At 57.1% G+C, this 15,580-nt stretch carries 16 protein-coding genes; 5 read left to right on the top strand and 11 right to left on the bottom strand.

Features of this window, described 5'->3' with window-relative positions:
* The first annotated feature begins 370 nt into the window (after positions 1–370).
* From B5F17_RS00875 to B5F17_RS00865, 3 genes are read left to right on the top strand one after another with little or no spacing between them, the layout of a single operon-like run.
* Positions 371–1,402: an alpha/beta hydrolase gene (locus B5F17_RS00875; protein ID WP_087369896.1), complete on the top strand. Its 1,032-nt coding sequence runs from the start codon at positions 371–373 to the stop codon at positions 1,400–1,402.
* Entirely contained in the window at positions 1,303–2,556 is a 1,254-nt protein-coding gene (locus tag B5F17_RS00870) for a hypothetical protein (RefSeq protein WP_087369894.1), read from the top strand. The genes B5F17_RS00875 and B5F17_RS00870 overlap by 100 nt, the downstream gene beginning before the upstream one ends.
* Positions 2,557–3,225 carry a DUF6320 domain-containing protein gene (locus tag B5F17_RS00865; protein ID WP_087369892.1) on the top strand — a complete coding sequence of 223 codons (669 nt, stop codon included), beginning with the start codon at positions 2,557–2,559 and terminating at the stop codon, positions 3,223–3,225. It begins immediately after the preceding gene.
* Between the two features lie 222 nt (positions 3,226–3,447).
* Here the strand turns inward: B5F17_RS00865 and B5F17_RS00860 are convergent, their stop codons facing one another.
* Both B5F17_RS00860 and B5F17_RS00855 read right to left on the bottom strand, forming a co-directional pair.
* Complete coding sequence (locus tag B5F17_RS00860; protein WP_016148251.1) at positions 3,448–4,365, bottom strand: SufB/SufD family protein; 918 nt, start codon at positions 4,363–4,365, stop codon at positions 3,448–3,450.
* Positions 4,362–5,090 (bottom strand): ABC transporter ATP-binding protein, encoded by a 729-nt coding sequence (locus B5F17_RS00855; protein ID WP_087369889.1) that lies wholly within the window; start codon positions 5,088–5,090, stop codon positions 4,362–4,364. Before B5F17_RS00855 ends, B5F17_RS00860 begins: the two co-directional genes overlap by 4 nt.
* 202 nt (positions 5,091–5,292) lie before the next feature.
* Here B5F17_RS00855 and B5F17_RS00850 point away from each other — a divergent pair, with 202 nt between their 5' ends.
* Entirely contained in the window at positions 5,293–6,168 is an 876-nt protein-coding gene (locus B5F17_RS00850; RefSeq protein WP_087369887.1) for an NAD(P)/FAD-dependent oxidoreductase, read from the top strand.
* 104 nt (positions 6,169–6,272) lie between these two features.
* On the top strand, positions 6,273–6,578 hold the full coding sequence (gene trxA, locus B5F17_RS00845) for a thioredoxin (RefSeq protein WP_087369885.1): 306 nt from the start codon (positions 6,273–6,275) through the stop codon (positions 6,576–6,578).
* A gap of 50 nt (positions 6,579–6,628) precedes the next feature.
* Here the strand turns inward: trxA and rlmD are convergent, their stop codons facing one another.
* The 9 genes from rlmD to purF form a co-directional block, all read right to left on the bottom strand.
* Positions 6,629–8,002, bottom strand: a complete 1,374-nt coding sequence (gene rlmD, locus B5F17_RS00840) for a 23S rRNA (uracil(1939)-C(5))-methyltransferase RlmD (RefSeq protein ID WP_087369883.1) — start codon at positions 8,000–8,002, stop codon at positions 6,629–6,631.
* Positions 8,003–8,177: 175 nt separating this feature from the next.
* A complete protein-coding gene (locus tag B5F17_RS00835) occupies positions 8,178–8,702 on the bottom strand; it encodes a hypothetical protein (RefSeq protein ID WP_016148256.1) in 525 nt (174 codons plus the stop codon).
* A gap of 3 nt (positions 8,703–8,705) precedes the next feature.
* The gene (purD, locus tag B5F17_RS00830; protein WP_087369882.1) at positions 8,706–9,962 is read right to left on the bottom strand and encodes a phosphoribosylamine--glycine ligase; all 1,257 of its coding nucleotides are present in this window, start codon (positions 9,960–9,962) and stop codon (positions 8,706–8,708) included.
* On the bottom strand, positions 9,959–10,303 hold the full coding sequence (locus B5F17_RS00825; protein ID WP_087369880.1) for a hypothetical protein: 345 nt from the start codon (positions 10,301–10,303) through the stop codon (positions 9,959–9,961). Before B5F17_RS00825 ends, purD begins: the two co-directional genes overlap by 4 nt.
* A gap of 91 nt (positions 10,304–10,394) precedes the next feature.
* On the bottom strand, positions 10,395–11,564 hold the full coding sequence (locus tag B5F17_RS00820) for a phosphoribosylaminoimidazolecarboxamide formyltransferase (protein ID WP_087369878.1): 1,170 nt from the start codon (positions 11,562–11,564) through the stop codon (positions 10,395–10,397).
* A 17-nt stretch (positions 11,565–11,581) separates the two neighbouring features.
* Positions 11,582–12,319, bottom strand: a complete 738-nt coding sequence (locus B5F17_RS00815) for an IMP cyclohydrolase (RefSeq protein WP_087369876.1) — start codon at positions 12,317–12,319, stop codon at positions 11,582–11,584.
* A gap of 21 nt (positions 12,320–12,340) precedes the next feature.
* Complete coding sequence (gene purN, locus B5F17_RS00810) at positions 12,341–12,964, bottom strand: phosphoribosylglycinamide formyltransferase (RefSeq protein ID WP_016148261.1); 624 nt, start codon at positions 12,962–12,964, stop codon at positions 12,341–12,343.
* 20 nt (positions 12,965–12,984) lie between these two features.
* On the bottom strand, positions 12,985–14,025 hold the full coding sequence (purM, locus tag B5F17_RS00805; RefSeq protein ID WP_087369874.1) for a phosphoribosylformylglycinamidine cyclo-ligase: 1,041 nt from the start codon (positions 14,023–14,025) through the stop codon (positions 12,985–12,987).
* An 88-nt stretch (positions 14,026–14,113) separates the two neighbouring features.
* Complete coding sequence (gene purF, locus B5F17_RS00800) at positions 14,114–15,574, bottom strand: amidophosphoribosyltransferase (protein ID WP_087369872.1); 1,461 nt, start codon at positions 15,572–15,574, stop codon at positions 14,114–14,116.
* Positions 15,575–15,580: the final 6 nt, after the last annotated feature.

Genomic DNA, 15,580 nt, shown 5'->3' with positions numbered 1-15,580 from the left:
TCAAGCTCGGAAAAAATGTGTTGAATTTGTAGTTACACCTACATTATAGCGTTTTTCTGTATCCAACGCAAGAGACGTCTGCACATAAAAATACAAATTTTATCCGCAGTAAGTCCCGGGAATTGCTGAAAACGGTCTGTTTTTTGTCGATTGTCTCAAAATTACTCAAAACGGTTGCATAAACAACCATTTTGCGCCACAAAGTCCCCTTCCCGACACTTGTCCGACCACTTCCCGACAGGCGATTTCTGGCCGTGCCGGTTCTGCCCGACAGTTTGGTTTCTTTTCTGCATGACATTTTGCACAAACTGTGATAGGATAAAAGCATGGAAACACATCCACATACAAGATTAGAAAGGAATCGGTTGCATTGGCGATCAATAAACATATGCAGGCAGCGCTCAGACTTCTGTCTTATCCCGCTGCCGCAGACCTCGAAAAGGTCTATAAAATTGAGCGTGCTCTGTACACGCTCAAATCCTCGCCGCTCTCTCCCCTGTATCACCTGTGGGACCAAAAGATCGAGTCCATCGACGGTACGCCCATCCGAGTACGCATCTACACCCCCAAACAGCAGACCAGCAGTCAGCTGCTGTTGTTTTTCCACGGCGGCGGCTGGGTGTTTGAGAGCGTGGACACCTACAATCAGGTTTGCAAAGCGCTGGCCAAGGCAACCGGTTGCCGGATTGCCTCGGTGGAGTACCGCCGCGCCCCTGAGTTTCCCTTCCCGGTCGGTTTGGAGGACTGTTACGCAGCAGCCAAGGCCATTTACGCCAATCCCGAACAGTTTGGCGTGCAGCCCGAGGATATCACCCTCATCGGCGACAGTGCCGGCGGCAATCTGACCGCTGCGGTCTCGCTTTTGGCGCGTGACCGAGGTGATTTTACGGTCAGCCAACAGATTTTGATTTATCCGGCAACGGCTGCCGATCACTCGGAGTCCTCTCCCTTCCCGTCTGTACACGAGAACGGCGAGGGATATCTGCTGACCTCCTACCGTGTGCAGGAGTTTATGCGCCTGTACGCCGGTCAGGACGACAGTGCATTTACAAATCCGTACTTTGCACCGCTTTTGATGAAAGATCTCAGCCATCAGCCGCGCACGCTGGTCATCACAGCCGAGTTTGACCCGCTGCGCGACGAGGGCGAAGCCTATGCCGCTGCGCTCTCCCGTGCCGGTGCGCAGGTTTATCTGCACCGCATGCCCGATGCCCTGCATGGCTTTATTTCCCTGCCCGCTCGCTTCGTGCAGGTACAGCGCGCGCACGCGCTCATTGCAAAATTTTTGGGAGTTGATACCGTATGCGCAGACAACACAAACCGGACTGGTACCGGTTGGACAACGCAGCTAAAATTTTCCCGCCGACGGTTCACGGGGCGGACACCGCGGTCTTCCGACTGACCTGCGAGCTGACCCAGACGGTCGAACCGGCCGTCCTGCAAGCCGCACTCGACCGCACGGTCGAGCAGTACCCCAATCTGCGGACGGTACTGCGGCGCGGTGTGTTTTGGTACTATTTAGAGCAGACCGAACGCCATGCTCGTGTCGTACCTGAGCATGCTCCGCCGTGCTCACCGCTCTACGAGGACAGCCGTTCTTCTCTGTTCGAAGTCAGCTATTGGAAAAATAAGATCAATTTTGATGTGTTCCACGTCGTTGCGGACGGTGCGGGCGCCATCGAAATGCTGCAGACACTGGTGACCGAATATGTGTCGCTTGCGCACGATTTAGACCTGTGCCAGCCGCCCAGAGCCGCGATGGATGAGCGCATGGAGGATGGTTTTCAGAAATACTATAAGTCGGACGGACGCAGCAGCAAGCGCGAACGCAAGCCGCGTGCCTATCGCCTGCCCCACCGCGGCGGTGATCTCAAGGTTTATGAGGGTGTGTGTGATGTCAAGCAGGTGCTGGACGCTGCCCATCGGTACAATACGACGCTGACCGTCTATCTGGCCGCTGTCATGTTCCAGGCAATTCACGGCGGTATGTATGTCCGTGACCGCAAAAAGCCGGTCGTGCTCACCGTCCCGGTCGATCTGCGCTCTTACTTTCCCTCGCACACTGCGCGTAACTTTTTCAGCATCATCCGCGCTTCTTACGCATTCAACGAGCGCAGCGGTGAATTTTCCGACATTTTGGAGCAGACCGCTGCCGCGTTCAAGCGCGAACTGACTGCGGAAAATCTGGCTGCACGACTCAACACACTGGCAGCGCTTGAGCATAACTTCCTCCTGCGTCCCATTCCGCTCTTTATCAAATATCCGGTCTTGCTGCTGTCCGGCTTGATTTCCGACGTTGGCGAGACGGCTGCACTGTCCAATATCGGTAAATTCCAGCTGCCCGACGCGGTCGCACCCTATGTCAAGGGATTCGGCGTTTTTGTCGGTACCGATGCCCTTCAGCTGTGTACTTGCAGCTACAACGGACAGCTTCATCTGGGCTTTACCACCACCATGCGTGACCCGTCGGTCATTCGCCGCGTCTTTGCACGTCTGACGCAGGACGGCGTCTCGCTTGAAGTCCGCAGCAACACCATGTACGGGGAGGGATCGTAAATGCAATATTGTCCGCTGTGTCAGGTCAAGGTTGCAGGCAGCAAGCGCTGCTGTCCGCTGTGCCGCGGCAAGCTGACCGGTGAACCTGACCCGCAAAGTGAGATTTTCCCGCAGGTTGTCGCCCCGTACCGTCGGGCTCGTGTTGCGCGGCGCATCATCACGCTGTGCGTGCTCATCGTGATTGCCTGTTCCATTCAGGTCGAGACCATTTGGCATCCCTCGAGCAACTGGCCCTATCTGGTCATTGCCGCATCGCTGTGCGCATGGCTGGCTGTCATGCTCGGCATTTCCCGCCGTCGTCTGCTCATGCAGAACCTGACCGCGCAGGCGCTGCTGTTTTCCATTTTGTCAGTTGCGTGGGACATTGGCACCGGCTGGCACGCCTGGTCGATTGAGTGGGTAATTCCCATCCTGCTACTCGGCGGTGTCGGTGTGCTGCTCCTTCTGAAACTCATTCTGCGTGTCCCGATGGTGGATGCGGTTGGCTGGATTGGTGTGCTGTCCATTCTGGGATGGATTGCGCCGATTGTGCTTATGCTGCTCGATAAAGTGCAGGTCAAGCTGCCCAGCATGATTTGTTCGGGTGGTTCGTTCCTCACCCTGGTGATACTTGTGGTATTTTTCCACCGGTACATGCGTGATGAGGCTGCGAGAAGATTTCATTTGTAACAATTACAAAATAGAAAAAGTCCGCAGAAGCATTCTGCGGACTTTTGGTTTTTGCGCCATCTGAAGATGGCGCTTTTGTTTTTAGTTTGGTTGAAACCCGGGACGGACACCGGGTTTCAAAAGGGGATTCCGGACTCTGCGGAGTCCGGCTCAGGGCGCTGCCCTGAGAACCCGCAGCCTTTCGAGAAAGGCTGGCGAAACTTTCAATATTGGGTGCGGAGATTATTTTAAGAAGCCTGCGATGATACGCTCTTCTGCTTCCTCAGCGGTCAGACCAAGCGTTTCCAGTTTGAGCAGCTGTTCACCTGCGATCTTACCGATGGCTGCCTCGTGAATCAGCTGTGCATCCAGATGGGTTGCATCGAGTGCGGGCTGTGCATTGACGCGACCATGATCGGCCAAAATAGCATCACATGCCGAGTGACCGGTGCAGCGGTTATTGCCGCGGATGGAGGAGACAAACTCCTGATAGGACTCACCCTTTGCGACCGAGCGCGAAACCACGTCAGCCGAGCAATCCTCGCCGTCCAGCGACACGTCAAACACAGTCTTAGCCCATTCCTTGCCATCGGTCAGGATGCGTTCACGCACGATGAGCTTTGCACCCTTCTCCAGCTTACCGGTCGTGCTGCGCTCGGACACATCTACGCCGCGCAGCTGCACGGTATCCATCTCGAGGACAGCGTTTTCCTTCAAATAGATATCGGTGATGGGGTCGATGCGCTTGAGGCTGCCCGTACCCGTACCGATATGCTTTTCCTGATACAGGACATGTGCACCCGGCTCGAGGAAAAAGCGGTGAATACCGTTGTGACGGGCTTCGCCTTCATTATCCGCGTGTACGCCGCAGCCTGCGACGATCACGACATCGGCATCTGCACCGACAAAGAAATCGTTATATACCAGATCATTGACGTCGCTATGGGTGACGCAGGCCGGGATATATACGGTCTCGCCCTTGGTACCCGGATCGATGCGGATATCCAGACCAGGCTTTCCGTCTTCCTTGGATGTGATCTTAATGTGCTCAGACGACTGTCGTCCAGCGCACTGACCATCCTCACGGATGTTAAACGCGCCCTTAAAGGAGCCCTTGAAATCTGCGACCAGGCGCAGAAGCTGTTCGGTTACGTTATTCATACGGAAGCACGCTCCTTTCCAAGCGGACAGCGCGGCGTGGACTCATCGGCCAGCAGCATGGGCAGAATGAGCGAAGCCGGGCCGGCCTGACGGACACGGCCGTCGGCAATGACAACGATCTCGTCTGCGATGGACAGAATACGCTCCTGATGCGAGATAACGAGCAGCGTGCTCTGACGGGACGCACGCAGATCCTGGAAGGTCTCGACCAGACGTGCAAAGCTCCACAGGTCGATACCGGCTTCAGGCTCGTCGAAGATGCACAGCGGTGCACGGCGTGCCAGAACAGACGCGATCTCGACGCGCTTCATCTCACCGCCCGACAGGCCGGAATCCAGCTCACGACCGATATACTCATCGGCGCACAGACCGACGCGGCCGAGCAGATCGCACAGTTCATCCTCGCTCAGTTCGTGTCCGGCTGCGATTTCCAGCAGATCACGCACGGTCAGTCCCTTAAAGCGCACCGGCTGCTGGAAGGCATAGGCAATGCCCAGACGTGCACGCTCGGTGATATTGAGATTAGAAATGTCCTTGCCGTCAAAAATAATCTTACCCGAAGTCTGGGTATGCAGTCCGGCGACGAGCTTTGCAAGCGATGTCTTGCCGCCGCCATTCGGGCCGGTGACAACGACCAGCTTGCCGTCTTTCGCGGTCAGACTGACGTCCTTGACGATATCGGTTCCGTCCGGCAGCGACCAGGCCAGATGTTCCAGGGTCAGCATATAATCAAACGCCTCCTATGTTGGCTGTAAATTTCTGCTCTTCTATTATAATTGAGCAGTCATTCATATGTCAAGCGACACCGCTCGGCAGAATGGACAAAAATAGACGATTGTGGTATCATATCCCTGTCAAAAGCAATTCGACCACGGGCAGGGCTTTCCTCTGCCTCAATTTTTCACATAGAAACGAAGGTGTAACACAATGGAAAACATCATTATTATTGGTTCCGGCCCTGCGGGTGCTGCGGCAGCGCTGTACGCTGCGCGTGCAGGACTCAAGCCTCTCCTGCTGTCGCAAGGCATGGGTGCGCTGGAAAAAGCCGAGCGAATTGAGAACTTTTACGGCATCCAGCCCATGAGCGGTGCCGAGCTGCACGCACAGGGCGAAGCACAGGCCGAGGCGCTGGGCGCACGCATCGTGCGCACCCAGGTTCTGGGTGTCTCGGGATTTGACACCTACACGGTAACCACGACCGACGGCGCTTATGAGGCCATCGCGGTCATTCTGGCGACCGGTGTCAAGCGTGCCGCACCGCCGATTGCCGGTCTGCGTGAGCTCGACGGCCGCGGCGTGAGCTATTGCGCCGTATGCGACGCCTTTTTCTACCGCGGCAAGCGCGTTGCCGTGCTGGGCAGCGGTGATTACGCACTGAGCGAGGCCGAAGAACTGGGCATGGCTGGTTCGGTCACCATTCTGACCGGCGGTGCTCCCCAGACCTTCAGCAAGCCCTGCCCCTACCCGCTGGACACCCGCCCGATCGAGGCGATTGTCGGCGAAGAACAGGTGGAGGGCGTGCGCTTTGCCGACGGTGAGACTCTCCCGCTCGACGGTGTGTTTATCGCACTGGGCACGGCAGGCGGCAGCGAGATGGCACGACGCATCGGCGCAGCACTCGACGAAAAGGGCAACGTGCAGGTAGACCGCGAGATGCAGACCGCTCTGCCCGGTCTGTTCGCCGCAGGCGACTGCACGGGCGGCCTGCTTCAGGTCGCCAAGGCCGTACACGACGGCACGGTTGCCGGTCTGTCTGCCATCCAGTACGTCCGCACCTATCGCAAGAACCATCCCGAACTGTGACTTGGTCACGGATAAATCCATACGAATGCGGTATACTGATACCAACATCAGGAAAGACTGATTGCAAAGATTGTAATTTACAGACCGAAAAGGAGTCGATAGATATGGCAAAGCAGATCACCAAGCAGAACTTTGAGCAGGAAGTTGTAAACGCAGGCAGCCCCATCCTTCTGGACTTTTGGGCAACCTGGTGCGGTCCCTGCCAGCGTCAGGGCCCGATCATTGACCAGATGGCAGCAGACGGCCTGAACGTCGGCAAGATCAACGTTGACGAGCAGCCCGAACTGGCTCAGCACTTCCGCGTTATGAGCATCCCCACCCTGGTTATTGTCAAGAACGGCAAGGAAGTACAGCGTGCAGTTGGCCTGCATGCCCGCGAGCAGCTGGAAGAAATGCTGCGTAACGCATAAACCATCCTGAGATACAACAAAAGCCGGACATTTGTCCGGCTTTTTCTCATTTATTCAGCTTGATCGTCTATCTTTTTTGTTAAAACCAGCACGGTTTCTACATGTTTTGTGCGCGGGAACAAGTCAAACGCCCGCGCGGTCTGCGCATAATAGCCGTACTCGGCAAAACGCTTGAGATCACGCGCCAGCGTTGCCGGATCACAGGAAACATAGACGACCTTAGGCGGCTGCATGCGCGCGATGGCCTCCACTGCCTGTTCGTCCAGTCCCTTGCGCGGCGGGTCGACGGTCAGCACGTCCGGGCGCTCTCCCCGCTCGGCCAGCATCATAGCTGCCTGACCGGCATCGGCACAGATAAAGGACACATTTTCCACGCCGTTGCGTGCGGCATTCTCCTTCGCATTCTCGATGGCCTCGGGAACGATCTCGACACCGATGACCTTGCCTGCCTTGGCAGCCAGCGCAAGCGTAATCGTACCCGCACCGCAGTACAGGTCAACGACTGTCTCGCCGCCGTGCAGGTCGGCCAGTTCCAGTGCGCGCGCATACAGCTTTTCGGTCTGGGCGTGATTGACCTGATAGAAAGCATGCGGCGACAGCTGGAACACGTTGCCGCACAGGCTGTCCTGCAAGACCGGCTCACCCCACAGCGTAACAGTATGCTGTCCCAAAATGACGTTATCGCCGCGCTTATTGATATTGACCACGATACCGACCAGCGACGGTTCAGCCTTGGTCAGACGTTCGATCAGATCATCCGCCGCAGGCAGCTTGCTGCGCGTGGCAATCAGGCACAGATGAGTTTCTCCGCTGACCGCACCCGTGCGCACATAGATATGCCGGATGAGTCCCTTTCCGGTCTTTTCGTCGTATGCGATCACGTTATGCGCGTCCATCCATGCACAGACAGCAGCCGCCAGACGGTCAGCCCGCTCGGACTGAATTAAACAGCGGTCGGTCTTGACGATATCGTGACTGTGCGGACGGTAAAAACCCGTGTAGGTGCCGTGTGCATCCTGTCCGACCGGATACTGCGCCTTGTTGCGGTAATGCGTCGTCTCGTCCGCGCCGGTGATGCCGTCCAGAATACCCGGTGTACCGCCCAGATGGGACAGCGCATCATCTACCTTTTTGAACTTAGCGCGCAGTTCGGCCTCGTAGGAAATGTGCTGGAAGCAGCAGCCGCCGCACTTTCCCGCAACCGGACAAGCCGGCTCGATGCGGTCGCGCGAAGGGATGATGACGCGATCCAGTCGGCCAAAGGCCATGCGCTTGTTGACCTTGACGATGCGGATGTCGCACTGGTCACCGACCGCGGTATTGGGTACGAAAACTGCCATGCCCTCGATCCGCGCGACACCGCTGCCCTCAGCTGTGTAGTCCACGATCTCTGCGCGGTAAATTTTGTTTTTTTGTATTGCCATGGTGGGTCTCCTTCTATCCTGTGCTCGATTCGGCACGGATGTGTAAGGTTCCGGCCGTTTATCTGGTCATTGCTCCAAAAAGTGTGATAGGATCAGCAATATTATAGCATATCGCCCGCCAAATAGCCAGACAGCAAAAAGCCCGGATCGTATCAGATCCGGGCTTTTCATGTACTTAGACCTTGGGCAGCAGTTCCTGTTCGATGGCAACATCGACCGTCAGGCCGGAGAAGCCAACCGCAGCGAATGCATCGATAAAGCGGGTCGCCGAAGCAACCAGCAGCGAAATATTATCTGCGACAAAGGTGATGACCTTTTCGAGGTCCAGGCTGGCATCAACCAGCGTGTTATGCTTGAGGTAAATCTGACCAGCAGGCTGGAAGAAGCCAAACTGACCGAGTGCGGAAAAGTCGTTGCAGTAACGGCAAGCCTTTTCTACCTGTGCCTGATTCTGCTCGGGCACGTTGTTAAAAAGGGTGACAAAGAACTGCAGCAGGCCGCTGTTCTCATCGGGAAGCGAAATCGGAATGAAGCACGCCTCAATCGTTGCCTCCTTGGCAACCTTTCCCAGACGCTGGCTCTCAGCGCGCAGCATCAGCGGGGTGTGTTCGGTCTGCTCGATGAGCTCGGAACGGAAACCGTTCTGACCCAGCACATCGTTCATGCAGCCTAAAATCTGTTTCTGCTTATTTGCGTCCATGGGTTATCCTTTCTTAATACCAATATCGGTGCGGAAATGTGCCTTCTCAAAGTGAATCTTGTGCACATCCGCATACGCCTTCTGGATGGCCTCATCCAGAGTCGGCGCAGTTGCAGTCACGCCCAGTACGCGGCCGCCGCTCGTCACGATCTGGCCGTCCTTCAGGCTGGTGCCCGCATGGAAGACAAAGGAGTCGGTCACATCGTCAAGACCGGTAATTACCTTGCCCTTTTCGTATGCCTTGGGGTAGCCGCCCGATGCCATGACCACGCAGCAAGCTGCGTCGTCCTTCCACTTGATGTCGATTTCTTCCAGCTTCTCGTCGATGACCGCGTTAAAGATATCGTACAGGTCGGAGTCCAGTCGGGACAGCACAGCCTGGGTCTCGGGATCGCCAAAACGTGCATTGTACTCGATGACCTTGGGGCCCTTGGGGGTCAGCATGAGACCAAAGTACAGAACGCCCTTGAACGGACGGCCTTCGGCTGCCATCGCGGCAACGGTGGGCTTGAAAATGGTCTCCATGCACTGTGCAGCGATGTCCTCAGTGTAGAAACGAGAGGGCGAGAATGCGCCCATACCGCCGGTGTTCGGGCCTTCGTCGTGATCGTAAGCACGCTTGTGATCCTGCGCCGAGGGCATGGTCTTGAGGTGCTTGCCGTCAACGAATGCCAGAACCGACACTTCGGGACCGGTCAGGTATTCCTCGATGACCACGCGCGCGCCTGCGCCGCCGAATGCGCCGCCGTCGATCGCGTCCTTGACTGCCGCAATGGCGTCTTCTTCGGTCATCGCAACCGTAACACCCTTGCCGAGTGCCAAACCGTCAGCCTTGACGACGATCGGTGCGCCCTGCTCCTTGATGTATGCGATGGCAGATGCAGAGTCCTCGAATACCGCATAACCCGCGGTCGGAATGCCATACTTGTGCATGAGGTCCTTGGCAAAGGACTTGGAGCCCTCGATCACGGCTGCGTTCTTGCGCGGGCCAAAGGCGCGGATACCAGCTGCCTCGAGCGCATCAACCATACCGAGTGCCAGCGGGTCATCGGGTGCAACCATAACCAGATCGGACTGGTTTGCCTTGGCAAAAGCAACTACGCCGTCAATGTCAGTGGCCTTGATGTCCACGCACTCTGCAACCTGCGCAATACCGCCGTTGCCGGGTGCGCACCAGATTTTATCTACCTTGGGGCTCTTCGCGAGCGTCACGCAGATGGCGTGCTCACGTCCGCCGCCGCCGATTACCAGAACTTTCATTGATGTTCCTCCTTTTTCCGGGTAAACAGACCCATCAGGGTGCAGGCTGCACAGACCAGTGCAAAAACGCATGAGAGCAGCAGATCAATCTGTCGACCGACCTGCACAAGCCCGGTCAGCGATACGATTTCCAGCACGGCAAACACACCTACTGCAATCGTACTGTATACGTTCGCGCGGTGCATCCAGACATTGCCGTCCTGCTGCAAGGCTGCGGTGCCGTTGGCGATACCGATATAGCCGAGCAGGCGTGCGATCCATGCAAATGAGCCTGTCCAGTGGGAGGCCACCAGTAAAACAAAGCCGAGCAGGCAGCTCTTCCCACCTGTTTTCCGATCCATAACCTGTTTGTTCTCCTTCTATAACAACAGAGCGGGTAATCCCGCTCTGTTTTGGTTTGGTGCATCGTCAGACCTTACGGTCTGCAATCTTTTAGTGATGGAACAGGCGCGCACCGGTGAACGACATGACAATGCCGTACTTGTTTGCGGTCATGATGACATGATCGTCGCGGATGGAGCCGCCCGGCTGTACGATATACTGTACACCGGACTTGCGTGCGCGCTCAACGTTGTCACCAAACGGGAAGAACGCGTCCGAACCGACGGTCACACCGGTCTGGGTAGCGATCCACGCCTGCTTTTCCTCGCGGGTCAGCACTTCGGGCTTGACCTTAAAGGTATTCTGCCAAACGCCCTCTGCCAGAACATCCTCGTACTCGTCCGAGATATAGATATCGATGGCGTTATCACGGTCGGGACGGCGGATACCGTCGACAAACTGCAGACCCATTACCTTGGGATGCTGGCGCAGATACCAGTTATCTGCCTTCTGGCCTGCCAGACGGGTGCAGTGGATACGGCTCTGCTGACCAGCGCCAACACCGATGGTCTGACCGTTCTTAACATAGCAGACCGAGTTGGACTGGGTGTACTTGAGCGTGATGAGCGAAACGATCATATCACGCTTTGCCTCGTCGGTCAACTCCTTATTGTCGGTAACGATGTTGTTCAGCATGTCAGCATCGATCTTGAGGTCGTTGTGACCCTGCTCGAAGGTGATGCCGAATACGTCACGACGCTCGATGGCCTTGGGCTCGTAGTTCGCGTCGATCTTGACGACGTTGTAACCACCCTTGCGCTTGGTCTTGAGGATAGCAAGGGCTTCGTCGGTGTAGCCGGGTGCGATGATGCCGTCGGATACTTCGACTGCCAGCAGGCGTGCGGTGTCTGCGTCGCACTCATCGGACAGAGCAACCCAGTCGCCGTAAGAGCACAGACGGTCGGCACCGCGTGCACGTGCGTATGCGCATGCGATGGGTGACAGCTCACCCTCAACAAAGTAGATGGCCTTTTCGGTATCGCTCAGCGGATAGCCCAGCGCTGCACCAGCGGGCGAAACATGCTTAAACGATGCCGCAGCCGGATAACCGGTCGCCGCCTTGAGCTCGCGCACGAGCTGCCAGGAGTTGAATGCATCCAGGAAATTGATATAGCCCGGACGGCCGTTGAGCACCTCGATGGGCAGCTCTCCCTCGTCCATAAAGATACGTGCGGGCTTCTGATTGGGGTTACAGCCGTATTTCAGCTCTAATTCTTTCATGTTTTTGCTGCCTCCGCTTACTTCTGATGCTTGTTCTTGATGACGGTCTGGGTCTCGCCGGTCTTGCGGTTGATGTAGCGCACAAAGAGCGAAATCTTATTGTTCTCGTCCAGTGCATTCCACAGCTGATCGGCATAGGTGTCGATGGGGGTATCCTCGACAAGGACGCACTTAGGCTCACCGCGGAAGAAGGGCAGCGGGTTGCCGTCGCACATGTAGGTATGAATGAAGTGACCGCGTCCCTTGACCGGCTTGTCATACTCGAAGAAGAAGCGCTTGCAGGCATCCGGGTCGCTGTGGAAGTACTTGAGGATGGACAGCGCGTAGGAACCGTCTTCGTTCATCACCGCAGAGATACGGGAGGTGAAGTTGGGCTCGTCGGGCTCGAAGCGACGGGTGCGCAGTGCATCAATGTAGCTCTTGCCCTCGGCCAGTGCGTCACGGATGGTGTCGGTCTGGTCACCGTTGGTCACGATGGTGCGGCCGCCGTAAACACGTACCGGATGGTAGATGATGAGCGACGGGTCGGAGCACTTGGAGGGGTCGAATGCCTCGGTGCGGATGCCGTCCTCGGTCTCGGTGAATACACGGTTGCGGCTGTTTTCGCTGCGGCCCATGATGAAATATACCATAACCGAGGTGTCACCGTCGGGCGTGGTACCCATCATCAGGCCACGGCCGGGATAGGTATTGCCTTCCAGCTCTTCTGTGATATGAAAAACGTTGGAAAAATCGGAAACGAACATGCTAGACATAGAAAATGCCCCTTTCAGTTATCATTCAATGGTCACACGGTCATCTTGAACGTGCAGCTTGCCCTGACAGAACAGACTGACCGCACGCGGCAGCAGAATGTGTTCGGCCTGCGCCATGACGCGTTTTTGCAGCGTTTCGGGGGTATCGTCCGGCTCGATCTCGACCGCCTTTTGCAGAATGATCGCGCCGCCATCCACGACCTCGGAGACAAAGTGCACGGTCGCACCGGTCACCTTGACGCCCTTGCGCAGTGCAGCTTCGTGCACGCGCAGGCCGTAGAATCCCTCGCCGCAGAAGGACGGGATGAGGGACGGATGGACGTTGATGATCTGATTTTGCCATTTGTGGCAGAAGGAATCGGGCAGGACGGTCATAAAGCCGGCCAGCACGATCAGGCCGATACCGCGTGCCGTCAGCTTTTCATGCAGCGCCGCACCGTACTGCTCGGCGTCCGCGAAATCGCGGCGGCGCAGCACGTCGGTCTCGATTCCCGCCTTGGCCGCGCGCTCGAGTGCGTACGCGTCCGGGTTGGACGAGAGCACAAAGTCCAGCTTGCCGTCCTTGATCTCACCGCGCGCCTGTGCGTCGATGAGGGCCTGCAAGTTGGTGCCGCCGCCCGAGACGAGAACTGCTATCTTGGTCATATCGCTCTCCCCTTCTCGTCTTATCGCAGCTGGATACCCTTTTCACCGGTCACGCACTCACCGATGATGTAGCCAGTCTCGCCTGCGGCTGCGATGGCAGCGAGCGCCTTGTCTGCGTCTTCCTTGGCAACTGCCATGACCAGACCCAGACCCATATTGAAGGTGTTGTACATATCGCGCTCCGGGATGTTGCCAGCCTTCTGAATGACGCGGAAGATGGGCAGAACGGGAGCAGCTGCCTGCTCGATGGAAGCGCAGATATTGTTCGGCAGCATACGCGGAATGTTCTCATAGAAACCGCCGCCGGTGATGTGGCTGATGCCCTTGACATCCACGCCGTTCTCCAGCAGGGTGTTGACCGTCTTGACGTAGATCTTGGTCGGGGTCAGCAGTGCTTCACCGATGGTCATGCCCAGCTCGTCGCTGTAACGCATGACCGACTTCTCATTGACACCCAGGGTCTTGCGCACGAGCGAATAGCCGTTGGAGTGTACGCCGGAAGAAGCGACACCGATCAGCACGTCGCCAGCCTGCATGCGGCTGCCGTCGATCATCTTGGGCTTGTCGACCATACCAACCGAGAAGCCTGCAACATCGTACTCGTCCTCGGGATAGAAACCGGGCATCTCAGCCGTCTCGCCGCCGATCAGCGCACAGCCTGCCTGACGGCAGCCCTCAGCGATACCGATGACGATGTTTGCGACGCGCTCGGGAACATTCTTGCCGACTGCGATGTAGTCGAGGAAGAACAGGGGCTTTGCACCGCAGCAAGCGATATCATTGACGCACATTGCAACGCAGTCGATGCCGATGGTGTCATGCTTATTCATCAGGAAGGCCAGCTTGAGCTTGGTGCCCACGCCGTCGGTGCCGGAAACCAGCACCGGCTCCTGCATTCCCTTGAAATCGGGTGCGAACAGACCGCCGAAACCGCCCAGGGTACCGATTACGCCCTTGGTAAAGGTGCTCTCGACGTGGGGCTTCATAAGCTTGACAGCCTCATAACCTGCAACCACGTCAACGCCTGCGGCTTTATAACTTTCAGAACGACTCTCGATCATAAAAATCTCCCTTCAAAATCATGCAGGGCCTATCGGCCCGGTACGGACGGCAGAAAACGCTGCCATCCGTCCTCTCTCTGACCAAATCTTACTGAATTTCCATCTCAAAAATGTTTTTTTCTACGCTCTCAGGTACCGGCATGGGATAAACGCCGGTAAAGCAAGCGTCACAGAAGGAGCACTTTGCGCCGACTGCAATCTTGTTTGCCGCCTCGACCGACAGGAAGCCCAGCGAGTCAACACCGATGATCTTGCGCATCTCCTCGACCGTGCGGTTATGTGCCAGCAGCTGATCGCGGTCGGGAATGTCGGTGCCGAAGAAGCAGGGATGACGGAACGGCGGTGCGGAGATACGCATGTGTACTTCCTTTGCGCCTGCGTCGCGGATGAGCTTGACCAGACGAGCCACCGTGGTACCACGCACGATGGAGTCATCAACCATGACGACGCGCTTGCCCTCAACCGTGCGGCGCAGTGCGTTGAGCTTCAGACGTACCGAGCGCTCACGCTTGTCCTGACCAGGCTGGATGAAGGTACGGCCAATATAACGATTCTTAATCAGACCCACGCCGTAGGGAATGCCTGAATACTTGGCATAACCGATCGCGGCAGGGATACCGGAGTCCGGGACACCGATGACGACATCGGCCTCGACCGGGTGCTCCTCGCACAGATAACGTCCGGCCTCCTGGCGAGCTTCGTCGACCGAAGCGCCGTCGATGACCGAGTCGGGACGTGCAAAATAAATATACTCAAAAACGCAGGCTGCGCTCTTCTCTCGAATGCCGCAGTGCAGCGAGCGAACCTCGCCCTTATCGACAACAACGACCTCGCCCGGCTCGATATCGCGGACGAACTCTGCGCCCAGCGCATCCAGTGCGCACGACTCAGACGCGAAGATGACCGCGCCGTCCTCGCGCTTGCCCATGCACAGCGGACGCATGCCGCGCGGGTCACGAGCTGCGATGAGCTTGCGGGGAGACATGACGACGATGGAATACGCGCCGATGATCTCCTTCATGGCCTCGACGACCGCCGCCTCGATGGACGGGGTGATCAGGCGCTTGCGCACGATGGCATAGACCAGCGCCTCGGTGTCCGAAGTCGAGCGGAAGATACCGCCGCCCATCTCCATCTGTCGGCGCAGCTCAGGTGCGTTGACCAGATTGCCGTTATGTGCAACGGCCAGATTGCCCTTGACGTGGGTGATTGCCAGGGGCTGCGCGTTCTCACGCGAGGGCTGACCGGTGGTCGAGTAGCGGACATGGCCGATCGCCATATTGCCCTGCATGCCGTCCAGAATCTTCTGGTTAAAGACGTCGTTTACCAGACCGACGTCCTTGTGGCAGCGAATCACGCCCTTATTGCACACGGCGATGCCGCAGGCCTCCTGACCGCGGTGCTGAAGGGCGAAGAGTGCGGTATATGCCTCGTGTGCCGGGCTAGCCGGTACGCCTTCGGGTACATAGATACCGAATACGCCGCATTCCTCGTGAACCGCGTCGCTATCAAACGGCGTGCGCGGCAGCTTCTTCATTTTATACTTCATGCTTTT

The organism is Butyricicoccus pullicaecorum (assembly GCF_002160355.1).
GTDB classification, from domain to species: Bacteria; Bacillota; Clostridia; order Oscillospirales; family Butyricicoccaceae; genus Butyricicoccus; species Butyricicoccus pullicaecorum.
This window is presented reverse-complemented; position numbering and strand designations above follow the sequence as displayed.

Coding starts and splice junctions, on each gene's coding strand:
- B5F17_RS00855 (WP_087369889.1), bottom strand. CDS start 5,090: ATGCTGACCCTGGAACATCTGGCCTGGTCGCTGCCGGACGGAACCGAT.
- B5F17_RS00820 (WP_087369878.1), bottom strand. CDS start 11,564: ATGAAAGAATTAGAGCTGAAATACGGCTGTAACCCCAATCAGAAGCCC.
- rlmD (WP_087369883.1), bottom strand. CDS start 8,002: ATGGCAATACAAAAAAACAAAATTTACCGCGCAGAGATCGTGGACTAC.
- purF (WP_087369872.1), bottom strand. CDS start 15,574: ATGAAGTATAAAATGAAGAAGCTGCCGCGCACGCCGTTTGATAGCGAC.
- purD (WP_087369882.1), bottom strand. CDS start 9,962: ATGAAAGTTCTGGTAATCGGCGGCGGCGGACGTGAGCACGCCATCTGC.
- B5F17_RS00835 (WP_016148256.1), bottom strand. CDS start 8,702: ATGGACGCAAATAAGCAGAAACAGATTTTAGGCTGCATGAACGATGTG.
- purM (WP_087369874.1), bottom strand. CDS start 14,025: ATGATCGAGAGTCGTTCTGAAAGTTATAAAGCCGCAGGCGTTGACGTG.
- B5F17_RS00825 (WP_087369880.1), bottom strand. CDS start 10,303: ATGGATCGGAAAACAGGTGGGAAGAGCTGCCTGCTCGGCTTTGTTTTA.
- purN (WP_016148261.1), bottom strand. CDS start 12,964: ATGACCAAGATAGCAGTTCTCGTCTCGGGCGGCGGCACCAACTTGCAG.
- B5F17_RS00865 (WP_087369892.1), top strand. CDS start 2,557: ATGCAATATTGTCCGCTGTGTCAGGTCAAGGTTGCAGGCAGCAAGCGC.
- B5F17_RS00860 (WP_016148251.1), bottom strand. CDS start 4,365: ATGAATAACGTAACCGAACAGCTTCTGCGCCTGGTCGCAGATTTCAAG.
- B5F17_RS00870 (WP_087369894.1), top strand. CDS start 1,303: ATGCGCAGACAACACAAACCGGACTGGTACCGGTTGGACAACGCAGCT.
- trxA (WP_087369885.1), top strand. CDS start 6,273: ATGGCAAAGCAGATCACCAAGCAGAACTTTGAGCAGGAAGTTGTAAAC.
- B5F17_RS00850 (WP_087369887.1), top strand. CDS start 5,293: ATGGAAAACATCATTATTATTGGTTCCGGCCCTGCGGGTGCTGCGGCA.
- B5F17_RS00815 (WP_087369876.1), bottom strand. CDS start 12,319: ATGTCTAGCATGTTCGTTTCCGATTTTTCCAACGTTTTTCATATCACA.